16 protein-coding genes are annotated in these 17,956 nt (G+C 39.7%); 9 read left to right on the top strand and 7 right to left on the bottom strand.

Annotated elements, in window-relative coordinates; all coding sequences use genetic code 11:
• Positions 1-360: 360 nt before the first annotated feature.
• Positions 361-1,830: an alkaline phosphatase D family protein gene (locus BUF13_RS18585; protein ID WP_073573323.1), complete on the bottom strand. Its 1,470-nt coding sequence runs from the start codon at positions 1,828-1,830 to the stop codon at positions 361-363.
• A 419-nt stretch (positions 1,831-2,249) separates the two neighbouring features.
• Here BUF13_RS18585 and BUF13_RS18580 point away from each other — a divergent pair, with 419 nt between their 5' ends.
• From BUF13_RS18580 to BUF13_RS18565, 4 genes are all read left to right on the top strand, one after another.
• Positions 2,250-3,608: a D-arabinono-1,4-lactone oxidase gene (locus BUF13_RS18580; RefSeq protein WP_073573322.1), complete on the top strand. Its 1,359-nt coding sequence runs from the start codon at positions 2,250-2,252 to the stop codon at positions 3,606-3,608.
• Positions 3,609-4,129: 521 nt separating this feature from the next.
• The gene (locus tag BUF13_RS18575; RefSeq protein WP_134204581.1) at positions 4,130-4,582 is read left to right on the top strand and encodes a hypothetical protein; all 453 of its coding nucleotides are present in this window, start codon (positions 4,130-4,132) and stop codon (positions 4,580-4,582) included.
• Positions 4,583-4,748: 166 nt separating this feature from the next.
• On the top strand, positions 4,749-4,949 hold the full coding sequence (locus BUF13_RS18570; RefSeq protein ID WP_073573320.1) for a (4Fe-4S)-binding protein: 201 nt from the start codon (positions 4,749-4,751) through the stop codon (positions 4,947-4,949).
• An 8-nt stretch (positions 4,950-4,957) separates the two neighbouring features.
• Complete coding sequence (locus BUF13_RS18565) at positions 4,958-5,242, top strand: GNAT family N-acetyltransferase (RefSeq protein WP_073573319.1); 285 nt, start codon at positions 4,958-4,960, stop codon at positions 5,240-5,242.
• A 14-nt stretch (positions 5,243-5,256) separates the two neighbouring features.
• On the opposite strand, the gene BUF13_RS18560 is transcribed toward BUF13_RS18565, so the two are convergent.
• Together BUF13_RS18560 and lysM are read right to left on the bottom strand one after the other, a co-directional pair.
• Positions 5,257-5,688, bottom strand: a complete 432-nt coding sequence (locus BUF13_RS18560) for a DM13 domain-containing protein (RefSeq protein WP_073573318.1) — start codon at positions 5,686-5,688, stop codon at positions 5,257-5,259.
• A gap of 96 nt (positions 5,689-5,784) precedes the next feature.
• Positions 5,785-6,279, bottom strand: coding sequence for a peptidoglycan-binding protein LysM (lysM, locus tag BUF13_RS18555; RefSeq protein ID WP_073573317.1), 495 nt, complete (start codon positions 6,277-6,279; stop codon positions 5,785-5,787).
• A gap of 284 nt (positions 6,280-6,563) precedes the next feature.
• Between lysM and BUF13_RS18550 the strand changes: the two genes are divergently transcribed.
• Entirely contained in the window at positions 6,564-7,745 is a 1,182-nt protein-coding gene (locus tag BUF13_RS18550; RefSeq protein ID WP_073573316.1) for a neutral zinc metallopeptidase, read from the top strand.
• Between the two features lie 55 nt (positions 7,746-7,800).
• Here the strand turns inward: BUF13_RS18550 and BUF13_RS18545 are convergent, their stop codons facing one another.
• The 4 genes from BUF13_RS18545 to BUF13_RS18530 all read right to left on the bottom strand — a co-directional run bounded on the left by BUF13_RS18545 (position 7,801) and on the right by BUF13_RS18530 (position 13,214).
• The gene (locus BUF13_RS18545) at positions 7,801-8,715 is read right to left on the bottom strand and encodes an alkaline phosphatase family protein (protein ID WP_073573315.1); all 915 of its coding nucleotides are present in this window, start codon (positions 8,713-8,715) and stop codon (positions 7,801-7,803) included.
• Between the two features lie 116 nt (positions 8,716-8,831).
• The gene (locus BUF13_RS18540; RefSeq protein ID WP_073573314.1) at positions 8,832-11,291 is read right to left on the bottom strand and encodes a TonB-dependent receptor; all 2,460 of its coding nucleotides are present in this window, start codon (positions 11,289-11,291) and stop codon (positions 8,832-8,834) included.
• 161 nt (positions 11,292-11,452) lie between these two features.
• Positions 11,453-11,989, bottom strand: a complete 537-nt coding sequence (locus BUF13_RS18535; RefSeq protein ID WP_134204583.1) for a hypothetical protein — start codon at positions 11,987-11,989, stop codon at positions 11,453-11,455.
• A 1-nt stretch (position 11,990) separates the two neighbouring features.
• The gene (locus BUF13_RS18530; RefSeq protein WP_134204585.1) at positions 11,991-13,214 is read right to left on the bottom strand and encodes a hypothetical protein; all 1,224 of its coding nucleotides are present in this window, start codon (positions 13,212-13,214) and stop codon (positions 11,991-11,993) included.
• A gap of 233 nt (positions 13,215-13,447) precedes the next feature.
• Here BUF13_RS18530 and BUF13_RS18525 point away from each other — a divergent pair, with 233 nt between their 5' ends.
• From BUF13_RS18525 to BUF13_RS18510, 4 genes are all read left to right on the top strand, one after another.
• Positions 13,448-14,719 carry a DUF4270 family protein gene (locus BUF13_RS18525; protein ID WP_073573311.1) on the top strand — a complete coding sequence of 424 codons (1,272 nt, stop codon included), beginning with the start codon at positions 13,448-13,450 and terminating at the stop codon, positions 14,717-14,719.
• Positions 14,720-14,724: 5 nt separating this feature from the next.
• The gene (locus BUF13_RS18520; protein WP_073573493.1) at positions 14,725-15,714 is read left to right on the top strand and encodes a Kelch repeat-containing protein; all 990 of its coding nucleotides are present in this window, start codon (positions 14,725-14,727) and stop codon (positions 15,712-15,714) included.
• 88 nt (positions 15,715-15,802) lie between these two features.
• Complete coding sequence (locus tag BUF13_RS18515; RefSeq protein ID WP_243839773.1) at positions 15,803-16,885, top strand: sensor histidine kinase; 1,083 nt, start codon at positions 15,803-15,805, stop codon at positions 16,883-16,885.
• Positions 16,882-17,619: a LytR/AlgR family response regulator transcription factor gene (locus BUF13_RS18510; protein WP_073573310.1), complete on the top strand. Its 738-nt coding sequence runs from the start codon at positions 16,882-16,884 to the stop codon at positions 17,617-17,619. The genes BUF13_RS18515 and BUF13_RS18510 overlap by 4 nt, the downstream gene beginning before the upstream one ends.
• Positions 17,620-17,956 lie beyond the last annotated feature (337 nt).

Here is a 17,956-nt window from a genome sequence, read left to right as displayed (position 1 = left end):
AAATCCGCGTCATTGCGAGGAGGCCAAGGGCCGACGAAGCAATCTAAAATCTCGCCGAAGGCATATCTCACTGACCGAAGTGAGGAGTATTTCGGCCTAGCCATATCTTAATAAGATAGCCCTTCGGGCAGATAAATTAAGATAGCTACCGCAGATAGCTCACCAACCCTAGGATGTTGCAGTCTCAGACTGCATTATTGATAGCACAAGTCATGAGACTTGCGCAAATTGAAAACATCAATTGATTGGGGTTTAGATAAATCTGTGAAAATCTGTGTCTTTTTCTGTGCACATCTGTGGGATAATTCTGTGTTGAAAATTGATTTTATACAAGAAAGACATTTAGAATCTATGAATAAACTATCCCAACGCCTTTTCAAAAACCTGCTGATGAACCACCGCCCCCTTCACATCTCGATGAGCCAAAGTAATCTGAGCTTGACCGGAAACTCGCTCAACTTTCACACTCAAAAAGCCTCCTTTCAATCTTAAAAACTGATGTTCGGGGCGATAATCATCCGCATCCCAACCTTGGGAATGATAATCACTGATCGGCCCAGAACAGAACTCCATCAAGCCAGTTTCCAAATCATTGGACACATACTGCCAATGCCTATCGCCATTAACTACAAAGAGATTGGGGATTGCTGAAAGGTATTTTCTTAGCTCCTTACCTTCTTGCTGATAGACAGAATTTGCATGATTGTCTTTCTTATTTTCCCTGTCTGGACCGACGATGGGTGTTGCTGTAACCAAGATCTTAAAGCTGGCATCTGAGGCCTCCACGGATTCTTTAAACCAATCCATTTGCTCTTTCCCCCAAATGCTTTTTTCCGGTCCATCGGGCTCTGGATTGGGAGTTCGGAACTCACGTCCTTCCACCATCCAAACCTGCAGATCCTTTCCCCATCTGATCGTTCGATAAGGCTTTTGATCCAATGGTACATTCTGGTACCAAAGCTTTAATCCATCAGCAAAAGTCAAGTCTCCATAAGCCTCCGAGGCAGGATGTGCATCATCTTTAAGCAAATCATGATCATCCTTCATCATATAGAGAGGCGTTTGCCGAAATAGGTCCTTCAAGCTTGGCCATGCATCCATCGCATGCCATTTATGCCGGGCTTGCTCAAGATTCTTTGCCAAAGGCCCAGGCTTATCATAGTAGATATAATCCCCCGTTTGGATAAAGAAATCCGGCTTCATCGCTCGCATGCTATCATAAGACTGAAAGCCTCTTTTCTCATCATCAAAAGACCAGAAATACTGACATGTGGAAGTCGTAAAGAGAACAGGAACAATCTGATCAGGACTGGGAGCAGTTGTAAAAGTCCCCTCCACTTCCTGAATTTCATTGCTTCCCAACTCTTCCTTAGCTCTGAGAAAAACCTGAAAAGAGGTTGCTGATGGCAGATTATCAAATGTGGCTTTTATAGTAAAGTCATTCTCTGGCATTGCTTCCAACCAATCAGAAGTCCAATCTTTTCCTCTACCTCTTATCAGTACTTGCACAAAGCCATGTCCTACCTCCACTCCACCATCCATATGGTTGACAGGCATAGTTTCATCGAAATCTATCGGATGTCGAAAAACCGTTTCCTTACGCTGATGCGTGATTGGATTGGGTTCCGCCTGCTTACATACCCGAGTCCAAACCAAAACCGAGTGATCCGTTACTTCCATCAGTTTGAATCCAGTAGTAAAGAATACAGAAGGTTCTTTTTTGGTAATTCCCAGTTTTTTGGCAAAAGCTGAAAATGGGGTTTGAGAAAAAATGGAGAAGGAAAAGATTCCCCATCCTATGTTTTTAAAAAAGCTCCTTCGGGTTTGCATGTTGGTTGAATTGAGATCCTAACTCCCTGAAGATAAAGAAGAATCCTGAAATGGTTCATATCTCCTGTATGGACCAAAAATAAGGCAGTCTCAGACTTCATAGAATCAAGCACAAGTCAGGAGTCTTGCTCTACCAGAGAAATTTGTTTCATTAGGCTTAGATAAATCCACCACCTATTATTTACTGGCTTCCTACGTATTTCTTACCACTCCTACTCGTAAGAAAGTCGTAGAAAACACGTAGGAAAGTCGTAGGAACAAGCCTCTTTCTAACCTTTTTCAACTACCTTTTTCATCGAATTTCAACCTTTAAACTACCAGAAGTCCTTCCTCTTTAGTACTTTATAAGGTGATATTCTAAAGCATATCCGCTCGAATGGAAATTTTGAAAGAATCTCTTTACCCAAACAATCGAACCCATGAACCGAAAAGCCTTCCTTAAAACCTCCTCCATTGCATTTACGGGACTGATGATAGCTCCCCAGTTTTCTTGTACCCAAGAGAAAAAAGAAACAGGCCTACTCAGCCAAAACAACCGTACCAATTGGGCCAAAAATTATACTTACAAAGCCAAAGAACTTTTTGAACCCAAAAATCCAGAGGAAGTCAGTTCGCTGATCAAGGATCTGGAAGGATCCAAAGCTTTAGGCTCCAAGCATTGCTTCAATGATATCGCGGATGATCCGGTGGCTCAGATTTCTACCCACCATCTGAATAAAGTCATCGCCATAGATCCGGAGAAGATGACCATCACCGTTGAGGCCGGTGCCAGATACGGAGACTTTTCGAAGGAACTATATGAAAAGGGTTTTGCCCTGCATAATCTAGCCTCACTACCTCATATCACTGTGGCTGGTGCCTGTGCCACCGCAACCCACGGTTCAGGTGTAAAAAACGGGAATCTGGCTACAGGAGTAATGGCTTTGGAACTGATCAAACCAGATGGAGAGATCGTTTCGATGGATCGATCTCATCCTGATTTCAATGCCGTGGTAGTTGGCTTAGGAGCTTTTGGAATAATCACCAAAATGACCTTGGCTATCCAACCAGCCTTTGATGTGCAGCAAGATGTGTTTTTGGATCTTCCTCTGGAATCTGTAAGAAATAATTTTAATGAGATCATGTCCAGTGGCTATAGTGTCAGTCTCTTTACCAACTGGATGAATGATAATGTAAGTGAGGTCTGGGTAAAAAGAAGAACTGACGAGGAGGTAAAAGACCTAGGTTCTGAATTCTATGGTGCCAAAGCTGCAGAAATCAACGTCCATCCGATTCTTGAATTGGATGCCCAAAACTGCACCGAGCAATTGGGAGTTCCGGGGCCATGGTATGATCGTTTGCCTCATTTCAAAATGGGCTTTCTCCCAAGCGCTGGTGAGGAGCTTCAGGCTGAGTTTTTTGTTCCAAGAGAAAAAGCCGTTGATGCCATTATGGAAATCGAAAAGCTGAAGGATGAGATTTATCCTCTTTTGATGATTACAGAAATTCGGACCATTTGTGGGGATGAATTTTGGATGAGTCCATGTTATCAGCAGGATTCGGTAGCCATACATTTTACTTGGAAGCAAATGACTCCGGAAGTGATGGCTGTTTTGCCTAAAATTGAGGCAGCTATTGCACCCTTCAATGGAGTGCCACATTGGGGAAAATTATTTACGATATCTCGGGAAAAACTAATGGAGCGCTATCCTAAATTCAATGACTTTGTGGCTTTAGCAAAGCAATATGATCCTCAGGGGAAATTTATCAATGACTATTTGAAGTGGAATATTTATTGAGGATTATGCCAAGACGAATAAACTTAGTTTCCTTAAATCGAACCTAATTCCAACTTGAAAGAACTCTTTGATATTGCTTTAAATAAAATAAGCGTCATTTAAGTTTAAAGCCCAAAACTCCAATCATAGCGCTGAAAATCAAGCCACTACAAAACTAAAAACTCAGAATAACGCTAGAAATAATCGATTAATTTTTTAATTTAATTCCAAGTGGATCTTGAAGAAATGGTAATAGATGATTTCAAGGTCAATTTTTCAAATAAAGAGATTCCCTTGATATGAAGAATAGGTTTCGGTTTGAGAATAGTGTTTTCTTTTTTATAGGCTTAATCATTTTGGTGTTTTTAGGTTTTTGGGAGACCTATTTTTCAAACTTATTTACGCCATCGGAACAGTTAAATATTTACTTCCACGTTCATGCTGTCATCGCATTACTCTGGATCATTATGCTGATTATACAGGTTTTCCTCATTAGGAGAGGAATGCTTGAGTTACACCGAAAAATTGGAAAGTCATCTTTTTTGCTAATAGCTTTAATCTTTATTTCTGTTTTACTCTTGGTTCATCATCGGCATTCAATAGATGAGGAAAATTTGGGTTTGAGACTCCTGGTCCCTTTTAAGGATTTGATCATCCTCGGAACCATGTTTTCAATTGGGATGTGGAATCGAAAAATAACGGGAATCCATGCAAGGGCAATGATAGCAACGGGTATTGTATTTATTGAACCTTCATTATTACGAGCTATCAGAAACTATCTTGATCCGGGAAAACCCTTCATTACAACTGCCCTGATTGTCTATTCTATACTTTTGATTTTAACTATTCTGACATGGCAACATAAAAAAGGAAGATGGGTATTCCCTCTAGAACTTTTAATGTACCTAACAGTGCACTTAATCATGCTTTTTAGACCTCAAATAGATTTATTGGAAGGTTTTGCCAAATGGTTTATGTCTTTGCCAATTACTTAAAATTCAAGACCAAACAAACCGAAAGATCATATTAAACCTGTTCAACTCTGAAAAGGCAAGCCTGATTCATTTTTCTGGAAAACCAATATTTAAAAAGCTATCTTATCATATATCAATGCCTAGCTAGGTTGAGCTAGATAAATTTGAGAACCTAAACAACTTTATCATGAAAGAATATTCGAATGGGGAAGTCACCATTTTGTGGCAACCAGAAAAATGCATCCATTCCGGTGTTTGTGTCAAAACTCTTCCCAAAGTATACAACCCAAAAGACAAACCTTGGGTAAAGCCAGAGAATGCATCCAGTGAAGAATTGATCAACCAAGTTTCAAAATGTCCATCTGGTGCATTGAGTATTAAAAAATAGGAGTACGAATGATTAAGATTGAACAGGAGGAAAATGGCAGAAAAGGCCGATTTGTTCTCTATGAAGATGGAAAGTTTGCCGGTGAAATGACCTATACCTGGGCAGGAACCAACAAATTTATCATCGACCACACGGGCATTGAAGATGGGTTTGGAGGTAAAGGTTATGGAAAAATGCTCGTGATGAAAGCAGTTGATTTAGCTAGGGAAAAAGATGTCAAAATCCTACCACTATGTCCTTTTGCCAAAGCTGAGTTTGACAAAAATGAAAGTATTGCTGATGTTAGGTTTTGAGATTTTAAAGATACTTACTTCTCGATCTTAGCATGTCCGAAGTTGACTGAAAACTCCACACACCAAATCAAAACATACTGGTATTTTTCCAAATCAATTTCTTCTGGCATATCATAGGAAAAATCACCCTGAAGGCCTTTTAACTTCCCTAAGGTCACAAACTCGGAGGCTTTGGTATCAGTAGCTAAATAGACTTCCAAAAGAGGTCCATTGTCTGTTTTGAAATCGGTAAACTTTAGAACACTAGTTTTGGGATCGGCACTTGCTTTTCCAGAAGTAGGATGTGCAGCATCCATAAAATCACCCATATAAATCATCGTCATATCGCCTCCCTGACCAACTGGATCATCGGGTACCTGAGGTTGTGGATCAGGATCTGAGCTATCCATGCAGGCAACACAAAACGCTAAGCAAAAAATGGGGAGTAAGTATCTTATCTTCTTCATCTTCTAACAGGGCTATTTACCATAATTTACAAATTCCAGAGAGGAATTAAAAAAAGCCACATCTTTCGAAGTGGCTACCATCAATATTTCATTTGATTATCCCAAAGGAGGAATTCTCAACACTTGACCTGGATAGATCAAATCTGGACTTTTCAGCATAGGCTTGTTGGCCTCAAAGATCACAGGATATTTCATCGCATCACCATATACTGTTTTGGCAATTTTACTTAGGGTATCTCCACTCACTACCGTATGATATGTAGCTTCAGGCTCAGGATTTTCTACTGTCATCTGATCATCTACAGTTGCGATTCCTTGAGAGTTTCCGACGACTAACACTACTTTTTCTTTAGTGGCCTGATCAAAAGCTGCACCTGACACAGTGGCTTTATCATCATCGATTTGGATATTCAATCCTACAACCTGCAAATCTAAATCTGAAATAGTTTGCTCTAAAACTTTAGCAGCTGCTTCCTCTCTTTTCAATTTTGCTTCTGCTGCAGCTTTAGCCGCATCGGCAGCTTTCTCCGCTGTTGTTTTTCCACCAAAAATCTTGGCTCCGGCGTCTTTAATAAATGAAATCAATCCCATAATCGTAATCTATTAATTGGTACTAGTATTTATTGAACTGGTATAAGATACAGCTTTAAAAAAACAACTAAGTAAATTCAACATTAAATAATTAATAAAATCCCCTATTCCATAGTTCATTTTACATTTTTCCCTCATTTACAAATAATTAAGATACGACTGGATTATTTCCACCAAATATTCTTATTTTAGAAATGTCACTTTTTCGATCATTGCAATAATGATTGAGCAATCTATATAGACCTTTTTATTCAGTTATTCTTTTTATCTAAACAAAAAATCAAATGAAAAATTTTAAAAACTTCCTTAAGCCTTCATGGGGGCTAACTTTTATAGCGGTATTGTTTTTTACAGCCTGTGAAATGGACCAAACTCAAATTTTGGATCAAAACGATTCACAACATTCCAGACTTGATAATAATCAACTTCCAGAAGGATATGAATCGAGAATTAATCCTCAATTAAGATCATCCGATCCAAACGGACGGCTAATGGAAATAGAACAGCAAACGGACACCTATTACAGAGAACTCGTTCAGCGTGCTATGGCTGTAGAACCCACCGAGTGTAGCTCAACTGAATTTGACGCATGGATCAATGAGGAATTAGCTGACTGGGCTTTTAATGAAATCTTCTGGGCCTCTATCACAGGAATGTTGGATTTCCCTACCTATGATGCTTTACTATTTTCAAATACCTCAGAAGGTGAATATTTCGGGAAAGATGGGGAATACACCCAAAAGATGACCAAGACTTTTAAAGATTTGAAAAGATTTTGGACAATCGACTCTGAAGATATTGTATTAGCAGCAATGCATGGAAACATGCTTCAAGATCGAGATCGTCTCATTCGTATCGATCAAATTTTATACTTAGATGATCTACCTACCGCAGAATATTGGGCGGATTTGATTTTAGAATTATTGGAAGAAATCCCTCAATACCGAAATGGAGAACATCCAATTTTCACTTTGAATGCATTTGCTCAGAGTGCATTTTTCTTCCCTCCTGTGGGAGAAGTCCCAAGCAAAATCATCATGGGTGATGGCATTTTGGAAGGTTATGAAACATTGGGCTTTGGAGATGTAGCTCCACAAGCAATCTTGGCTCATGAATTTGGACACCATATTCAGTTTCAATTAGATCTTTTTGAAGAATTTAGAAGTCCAGAGGCTACGAGGAGAACGGAATTGATGGCTGATGCTTATTCTGCATATTACCTATCACATTCTAAAGGTGCTACAATGCAATGGAAAAGAGTTCAGCAGTTTCTTGAAGTATTCTTTGCAATTGGAGATTGTGGATTTGAAAGCTATGGCCACCACGGTACACCAATTCAAAGAATGGCTGCGGCCGAATGGGGTTATGAACTGGCTGATCAAGCTCAAAAGCAGGGACACATTATGGACCCTCTTGAATTTGCAACACTTTTTGATGCAGCATTACCAGAATTGGTTGCTCCTTAAAAATAAAAACATAAAAATTAAAATGGGCTGAATTTCTTCTAATTCAGCCCATTATTTATTCTACAAATACTCCCGAAGGAATCTTTCCTATCCAGGATTCATAAGGAGATTCAATTCCAAAAATCTTGGAAATCACAACGGCTGTATTGGTATTGGAATTTGGAGTAGTAAGCTTTTTACCTTTTTGGATCTTGGGACCACGAATCATCCAAGGCACTTCCATTTCAGTCACTGATGTTCCTCCATGTCCATTTCCTACTCCACCATGATCCGTGAATAACAAAATATGTGAGTCTTCGAATAGACCTTCTGCTTTCAGTTGATCCGCAAACTTTCCGATTTCTACATCTGCTTCCTCAATGGCTTTGATATATTCATCGGATAGCCACTGAAAACTATGTCCTGCATGATCCACATGGACTGTATACATAAATACAAGGCTTGGATCACTTTGATTGGCTTTCAAAAACTCAAAAGCAGCCTGATAGTTCTCTGCATAACCATCATTTTCAGCAAACTTTACTTCATCCAGATATTTCTGATTAATCGGTTTAATCAAGTTCGCCCAATTGTAATAATATGCTGTCTTGGCATCAGTTTTTTGATCTTTAAGAACTTTGAAAATAGAAGGAAAGTATCCCTCCTCGTCCATTTCCTGAGGATCTAGGGGATGATCATTCATTTCCCAACCATTATTGAAAACTCCATGTTGCTCTGGCCCTGCCCCCGTCAAATGACTGGTCCAGTTGGGCATCGTCACGGAAGGCACCACAGTTCTCGTGTTCAATGAAATCACTCCATCCGCAAATAGACTATCGATATTCGGATGTTTAGCCTGAAGGTATCCCTCAGTCCCAAAACCATCAATCCCAATCAGGATAACTCGCTCATTGGCTGGTTCACTTTTCTGACAACTTGTAAAAAGAATTACGAGGCCGAAAGCTAAAAGAGGGAAGGATAGATTTTTCATGGAAGGAGTGTTGTTTTTTTTCTTATTAGGAAAATAATTTTCACTAAGATAAAAAAATCAAGACTCAAACTTGCGCTCTTTCTATTATCCTTTTGTTACAAAAGTTTGAATTCCAATTAAAACTCTTTGACACCGAACTCACTATTCACAAACTTTGATCTGTTTTTACGTCCATTGAGCGTGTAGGAAAGATTCAAAATCAACATGTCCACTTCTTGGATGTAATTAGTTGTGGTATAAAACTCACCTTCCCTCCAAGTAGTAATTCTTTGTTCATTGGTTTTCAACAATCCCATATCGATGTTTTGCCAAACGAAATTGGCGGTCAATCTTCCATCAAGCCAAGATTTTTTCACCGTCAACGAAGGCGTATAAAATCTACTATCTACTCCTTGAGCTGTCACTCGATCCGAAAGATAATTCAGACTAGCCTGTGCTGACCATTTTGGAGAAATTGTAAAAGTAGAATTGATATTGATGGAATGAACCCATGTTTCAGTTTCCACAGGTCTATTGTCAAAGCTTCCCTGAATCGAATAATGATACCAGTTCAACCCGGCAAATAGCTTCAACCATCTCGTCGGATATAGCTCGGTTCCAACATCTATTCCTGTTGATCTGCCAGTTCCGACATTGGAGTAAATCCGATTCAGGATTGTGTCATTGTAAACTGTATTCACTCGGTTGACCAGGTTTTTAACTCTGGAATGATAGACATTTGCATAGAAGGAATTGTCCTTCCAGGTTTTGATCACACCGACCTCGACCTGATTGATAAATTCCGGCGCCAATCTAGGATCACCCTGCTCCAAAGTCTCGCTATGTTCACGCTCCGGAAAAGGATTCATTTTGAAAGTGGTGGTTCGCTCCACACGTTGACTAAAATTGGCTTTCAACTGCAATTCCTCCTTGAGTTGATAAGCCAGGCTAGCGCTAAGAAAAGGTCTGATAAAATCATATATGTAAAGGGTGTCCAAAGTCCCTGCTTTATCTTTTAGACTAAGGTCGCGGTCCATGGATTCAACTCTCAGCCCCAATCCATAGGTCCATTTTTGCTTTTCTCCATCTAATTGGACATAACCAGAATGGATAGTTCTGATCAGTTCCACATCGCTGGAAAACTCCGGAACCAATTCCCAAACTCCAGTTTCATTGTTTTTCCTTTCATAAAGAAAATCTCCAGTGTGGTCAAGACTTCGAAATTGATAGCCAGTTTGCAACTGGCCAATCGGCAAGGGCTTGAATTGGTAATCTACATTGATCCGAGTACCATGAAGCGGATTATCATTGGTATTGTATTCGTCTTGTAAGACTTCTTCTATTTCTGGGTATCCCAAATTCCTATTGGTTGTAGGGCCTCCCAGCAAAGAGTACTCATACAAAAAGGAGGTCATCAACTTTGATCCATTTTCCATAGAAAATGTATAATCCAGACTCCCCAATGCAAAATCACCGCGTCGGTTTTGATCATTGGCATTGAAGTATTGGAAGGTATCCAATCTGGCTCCGTTTACTTCTCGATGATTGTCAAAATAGAGGATGTCGGCAGTACGCATTTTATCTCGCACTCCTCCAAAAAAACCCAAACTCAAATTGTGCTTTTCATTTGGAGTATAGCCAATCGTAAATCGACCAGAGTAATTCTTTTCATCGATACTTCGCTCTCCAGCTGAAGGGAAATAGGTCGTAGTATCCTCATCAATGGTATACACATTCCCGACTCTCCTGCCTGACACATCATTTCGCTGATAACTTGCGCCTAAAGAAAGATCCCACTTCCCAGAAACCCAGTTAAGATTGAAGTCACCTCCATAGCGCTGCGCTTTATCCTTGTTTCCATAATTTTGAAAAGGCGGAGCTCCCAGTTTTCCGTTGAATTGCAGATAGAGGCCATCAGTCGCACCTCTTTTGGTAGTAATATTGATCAATCCAGCTTTGCCTTCGGAATCATATTTGGCGGATGGAGAGGAAATCCATTCCACTTTTTCAATACTATTTGCAGGAAGCTGAGCCAGCAACATCATCGGGTCGGTTTGAACAGGTTTTCCATTCAGCATAACCACAAAACCTGAACTTCCGCGAATGGAAAGTGCACCATCGGCATTAATGCTTACTCCAGGCAAATTCTTCAAAACATCCGTAGCTGAACCACCTTGAGCTGCTTCAAAGTTGTCTGCGGAATAACTTTGTTTCTCTGGTCTGAATTCGGAAGTGATCTTTTTCCCCTCAACCTGAACTCCTTCTAACTCTTGCTGATCCGATACAATCCTCAACAAGCCTAAGTCCAAATTTTGCCCTTTCGACAAAGAGATATTATTGATCGTTTTGGTATAATAGCCAACAAAACTTAGTTGTAGGTAAAAGTTTCCTGGTTTGATAGAATTTAGTACAAAATCGCCTTCCACATCCGTGATTGTGCCGTCAATTAATGCACTATCCTTAGCAGAATAAAGTGCTACAGAAGAAAACTCCATCGGGTAATCAGAACCTTCTTCAAGTACTTTGCCCTTTATTGATTGGGCAAAAGAATTGGAAAAAACTAGGCAAACTATAAAAAATGAAAAAAGGGCCTTCATGCTATGAGAATAAGTTTTGCCAAAAATCTAGCTTATTTGGACTATAACAAAACCGCTCTTAAAAAAGAAGGGGGCGGACCTTTCGGTCCTGATAAAGCGTTAAATAAATCAATTACCCCCTGTCTTCACCATGAATATTTTAATAGGTTTGAGTTTGTTTTTTATAGGACCATACTTTTTGCAGTTGGCCCGGCCATAGGCATTGGTGTTCTACCTGACTTATTTTTCTTTTTTCTTTCGAAATAATGCTTCCATTGCTTGAATTGCTTTTCACTGAGTGAGAGTTGCAAGCGGGAATTTAGCTGAGTTTCTACCTCTTGAAATTCTTTCTCCAAAGGACTAAGAGTGATTTTCAAGAGATTTATTTGTTCCAAAACCGCCTCAAAATCCATATCATCCTCTATTTCATCTAATTTTTTATCAAACTCCCTCAAAGAGGTATTGATCAAACTTTGGTGTTTGGATTCCACTTGAGTAATGCCCTGGTCATAAGATTTCAAAGAGAACTCAAGTACTTTCACCAAGGGTTCATCTGTATCAACGTCCAGCTTTTTTATTAACTCCCGCTCATCCAATCGGACTATTTGAAGCAGCTCCTCAACCCTTTCATTTCCAAGTTCTTTCACTTGTCCAAAAGCAGGAAAAACCCATCCCAAAAGCCCAACAATCAATAAATATGGTAGTGGTTTAGCATTCATTTTAATCATAATTGTATCGCTGGAACCAGCGGTCCGCAAAGGTGAAATTCAAGGTGATTGTATGTAGGCTTTCTTGGGAAATTGTGTTCTTGTTACCGGTTGTTTTGTATTTGTATCCGATTGAAACTCTACTTGATACATTCAAAGGAACTCCCACGGCTGCTCCCACACTATAAATCGGGATTTTCAAGCCTTCCACTGAAAGAGAACCTGTTTGATAGCTTGCTCCAAAGGAATAATTCCATCTTTTGAAAAAATCAGTACTGAAATAATCGGGCATATGCTCTGCTCCAAAACTAAACACCTGATTGTCCACAGACTGAGTAACTTTAGGAGCTTTCAATGCATAGAGATAATCTGCCGCCCAAACCCAAGATTTGGTATGAAAAGCTAGCCCCCCTCTAAGACTCGGTCCTAGTTCATAGGACTCTGTACTTTCCTCCGCCTCATACAGCAGCTCATCATCTATATAGGTGTAAATATTTCCATTTAGCTTCCCTTTGACTTTGGAATTGATATTCCCAGTTGCTCCAAAAATCAAAGCAGAATTTTCATTTCTGAAAAACATATACTGAAAACCCAGATCAGCCCCCACCCCCGTCAAGGAGGTTTGCTTCTTGGAGACAAAGCCATCTTCGTGAACGTTGAGGAAAGTCGCTTCTTCGGTATTATTTCCAAAGAGAAAATACGGCCTTACCCCCACAGAAAACTTGGGGCTGATCTGGGTTGAGAAATTCATATATGCTTTGTTGAGGTTGCCCCATCCTCTAAATACCCTATCATATTCCTCAGAAAGCCCTTCGAAGTAAACTCTATCTGAAAAACTGTAATCCTTGGTATATATGGGAGTTAAACCGATGGAAACAGACAAGAATTGAGATGGTCTAAACCAAAAGCTGAAGTAATTCAGATTAGAGAAGTTATTTGCTATGCTTCCACTAGAAGTCTTTACCTGCTGATAATTATAACTAGCATCCACATCCACCATAAAGGTGTTTCCTGTCTGTATGCTCGTTTGGGAAGCAGGGTTGACTGAATTAAGGAAATAGGGTGATCTTACAGCGGCTCCTGTACCTCCGATTCGTCCTGCCATTCCAAAATTATCATAGGAAGGCAGCCCCAATCCATAGGTGGAATAAAGGGATCCATGACCTCTCTGCCCAAATGAAGAGGTAGTCACCATGCCTAATAGTAAGAATAGCAAAACGGGAAATGCTTTGTTCATTTCTGATTTTTTGCGGCAATCTAGGGCAGGGATAATCCACTGAACTTCAAACTGGACCAATGGGCTTTTTTTCAAGACACAAGAGGCTTTTCTCCCTACTTAGCCTTTAAAACACTTTTTTTGAAAGCAGTCCTTTTGATCGATAAAATCAGGGGGTTCCTCTAGAAAAAGAGGGGAAACATCTAGAAGTCAGGAAGGCAAAAAACTCCTCACCTAGTTTTGAAATCAAAAAAATGAAGTCGAGAATCTCGCTTTTACTTTTGACACTTCTACTGAGCTCTTGCTTTGAAAATGACTATTTGGAGGATCTTCCTATTACGGAAATCGAAATTCCATTTACCATAAAAAAGGTAGAAATGACTGACATCGAATTTTCCACTTATATGGCAGATTCAATTATCACCAGCAATAAGACAAGCTTTCTTCTTGGCAATTATCCTGATCCTATCCGAGGACATGTGATAGCAGAACCCTACTTCCAATTGGAACTGACTACTCTAAACCAAAGCTTTGAAGACTACCATGTCTTGGACTCCTTGGTCTTGAGTCTTCAACTTGAGGATACGCACTATGATACTGCATTTCGATTTCCACTTTCGGTTTATGCCGTGACTGAAGAGATTACGCCCAAGGATGACAAGGACAACATTTACAACTTTGAAACCTTTGCGAGAGGTCGTGGCCCCTTGGTGACGGTTGAAAAACAGCTATACCCGACTGACGACTCACTTAGCATCACTTTGCCTTATGAGTTTGCCAATAATCTTTGGCTCCAAGCCAAAGGCAGTAGCTCCATTTTCAATACCACAGACGATTTCAGAGAAGCATTGCAAGGTCTATCTCTTTCCGCTGATGGAACGAGCCCATTGATGTCATTTTCCAAAGAAAGTAAGCTGATTTTCTTTTATCACAATGACGAAGACATGGAACCAGGAGTCATGGATTACCAAATTTCCATAGGTGATTTCTCAAATTGCTTTACTCACATGGAGGTAGATCATACCAGCACTCCTTTTTCAAATTTGATATCATACGATGTATTAGATGCTAGTGAAAGTCAGGATTTAGCTTTTTCTGATGAACTAAGTGGCACTTCTGTGAGGGTTTTGATCAATGGTCTCAATGAAATCGGGGATGTCCCCTACGAGTATTATATCTCAGAAGCGAATCTATATATCCCGATTAAAAAAGGAACCTACAACAGCACTTTCAATACGCTTGCCCAAAAGATTGATGTCTATATCCAGTCAGAAAACAAAAAGACCAAGAGCTATTTGACGACCACAACTCTGAACAGTTTTGATGAAATCTTTCAGGAAGCGACTTATTACACCATTCCAGTCACTGATTTTATAGAGGAGCAAGTAGTCGGAAGTGAAACTGAAAGAACATTACTTCTAGACATCTATCCAGAAGAATCATTTACCACAAGCTATATGGTCGTCGGAGAAAACTCAGACCGATATAAAACCAGACTTGAAATCACAATTATCCCTTTAAACTAATGAACATGAAAAAAGTAAACCAACACCTTAAGATTTGGCACTTACTACTTCTATTGCTACCGCTATGGTCCTGCGAAACTACAGACGAGGAAGATTCTGAAGGAAACTGGGTCAGAAGATCCTATTTCGAAGGAAGTAACAGATCCGATGCCAGCTCATTCGTCATTGGCACCAGAAAATACGTAGTGGGTGGATACACTGGTGACGATTATGTCACAGACCTTTGGGAATATGACTCTGACAATGACTATTGGATCAAAAGAGCAGATTTCCCAGGAGTAGCGCGAAGCAATGCTGTCGCATTTAGTGTCGGATCGAAGGCCTATTATGGAACTGGATATGATGGAAGAAACAGACTTCAGGATTTCTGGGAATATGATCCATCGACAGATTCCTGGACTCAGGTTGCGGATTTCTTGGGCACAGCCAGACACTCTGCGATTGGATTTGCTTTGACCAATTACGGCTACATCGGAACCGGATTTGACGGAAGCGAACAAAAGGATTTTTACCAATATGATCCAAGCACAGACACTTGGTCTACCATCGTCAGTATGGGAGGAGCAAAAAGATCGGGTGCATTCGTCTTTGTAATCAATGACGTTGCCTATATCGGTGGCGGATTGAATAATGGATCCTATGAATTTGACCTTTGGGCTTTGGATGGAAGCTCCCTTGCTTGGACTCAAAAGACGGATTTGGATGACGATGATGACTACACATTAGCAAGAACATCAACAGCAGCATTCACCATCGGAAGCTATGGATATCTAGCTACCGGATCGAATGGATCTCTAATCGGAAATGTATGGGAATATCATCCTAGCACTGATGAGTGGGAGGAAAAAACTGCATTTGAAGGAACTTTGAGATCAGGAGCATCAAGTTTTTCTGATGGAGAGAGAGCTTTTGTTCTCTTGGGTAAAAGCTCCTCTGTAAGATTTGATGACATCTGGGAATTCTATCCTTTTGAAACCTATGATGAGGAAGACTAAATCTTCAGTGAATTAAAAAATCTTAAATGTAAGACGCTGATTGAGAGGCATTGCTTTCAATTGGCGTCTTTTGCAGGAAATATTAGAAATGAAAGATAAGAAGGTTCTCAAAACGATTATTCACTTGGCAATCATAGGGATCTTGCTGTCCTCTTCTTATCCATTTTTTGCAAGACCTGAAATGAGCAACAATCAGATCATCAAGATGCTGCTCTACAACGTGAATCTGATAGGAATGTATTGGCTCAACTCAGCCATTTTGATTCCAAAATTCATCCATACAGGCAAATACAAAAAGTACATTTTCAGCACTTTGGGGTTGCTTGTATTTTCCATGGTTTTGCTTTCCATCATTAATTATTTCTTTCCTGATGGACCTCCTCCATTTCGTCCCAACATGGAGAACATGCCAAGACCTGAGCATGAAAGACCGGAACTCCCTTGGTATAAAACTCTTTTTCCTAGATTCTTCTTTCTTCCTTTTGTCTTCCAATTCCTTGTTATGCTTGGATTTGGGACGACTTTCGAGTTGATTTCCCTATTCGACAGAGAGAGAAAGAGAAATGATGAAATGGAAAAACAAAAGGCGATTGGAGAATTGAATTTTCTCAAAAATCAGCTAAACCCTCATTTCTTACTGAATGCTCTTAACAATATCTACAGCTTAGCCAGAAAGAAATCCGACGATACAACTCGGGCAGTTTTACTGCTTTCAGACTTACTGCGATATGTACTCTATGAAACCGGAAAAACACGGATTCCCATCAGTCAAGAAATTGAGTTTATCAAAAATTATATCCAGCTGGAAAAGCTGAAGTTTTCGGAAGACAACTCCCCAAACATCAATCTTTCCATATCAGTCAAAAACCTTGATTACCCAATCGAGCCTCTACTTTTGATGACATTGATCGAGAACTCTTTTAAACATGGGGTCAGCTATGTGACACCTTCGTTTATCCTGATTTCTTTAGAAGAAAACGAAAAAGAGATCCGATTCTCTGTGGTCAACAGCATTACCAAAAAAGGTCAAGACCAAGCCAAAACCACTCAAAAAGGACTTGGTATCAAGACTTTGGAAAAACAATTAGACCTAATCTATCCTGGCAAACACAGTTTTCATCAAACGATCGAAAACAACCTTTTCAAAACCTTCTTAACGATCAAGAAATGAAATACCGCTGTATAGTGATAGATGATGAAGCCTTGGCCATTGATATCTTGGAAGATTTCATCGAAAAATTTCCTAACCTGGAATTGATAGGGAAATTTAGCTCTCCTTTGAAAGCAACTCCACTTTTGATGAGCCAAGAAGTCGATCTGATTTTTTTGGACATCAATATGCCGGATATCAGTGGGACAGCATTTTATGAAAATCTACCAGTAAAACCCTTGGTCATTTTCACGACTGCATATAGTGATTTTGCGGTGAAAGGTTTTGAAATGAATGCGGTTGACTACCTTTTGAAACCCATCAGTTTTGAGCGCTTTTTCAAAGCAATCAATAAACTTGGGAACAAATCTAATTCATTAACAATCGGAAATCCAGCTGCAACTTTACCAGTGACAAGTGAAGGGAATGATTACATTTTCGTCAAAGCTGAGTACTCTTCTATCAAAATCAAACTTTCAGATATTGTGATGCTGGAAGGTTACAAAGACTATGTCAAGATCCACCTTCTCAACGAACCCAAACCAATTCTTACCCTGAATAGTGTCAAACACTATGAGACAACATTATTCTCAAAAGGTTTTGTAAGAATCCACAAGCGATACATAGTTTCTATCGATAAAATCGAAAACATCAGTAGAAACAGAGTGAAAGTAAAAAGCAAAGATGAGTTTATTTTGATTGGAGAAAGCTTTAGAGATTTCTTTATGGAATTGGTCGTAAATCACCACTTGTAAGACCATTTCCCTATCCATAAAAAGGGATTTGCCTCATAAAACCTAAAATGAGCCTTTAAATCAAAAAATCACTCCTCATGTAAAAAGAAAAACCTACCCTATATAGCCCCGTTAGGCTAGGTAGGCTTTTGAAGCGAATTCGGTTAATTACACTTCAAAATCAGAGGTTGCAAATGGTGTCTAGCGAAACCCATTTGCGCCTCTGTTTTTTTTAACCTGGATTATGTAATAGGTTTCGTCATGAAGGCATTAATTGCAAGAAAATCAGTCTGTTTGGAAGTTGAGGCATAGCACCGCTATGTTAATCCCGAAAGTTATCGGGATGAAAACAGCAATG

It is taken from the genome of Algoriphagus zhangzhouensis, assembly GCF_900148515.1.
Lineage (GTDB): Bacteria > Bacteroidota > Bacteroidia > Cytophagales > Cyclobacteriaceae > Algoriphagus > Algoriphagus zhangzhouensis.
This window is presented reverse-complemented; position numbering and strand designations above follow the sequence as displayed.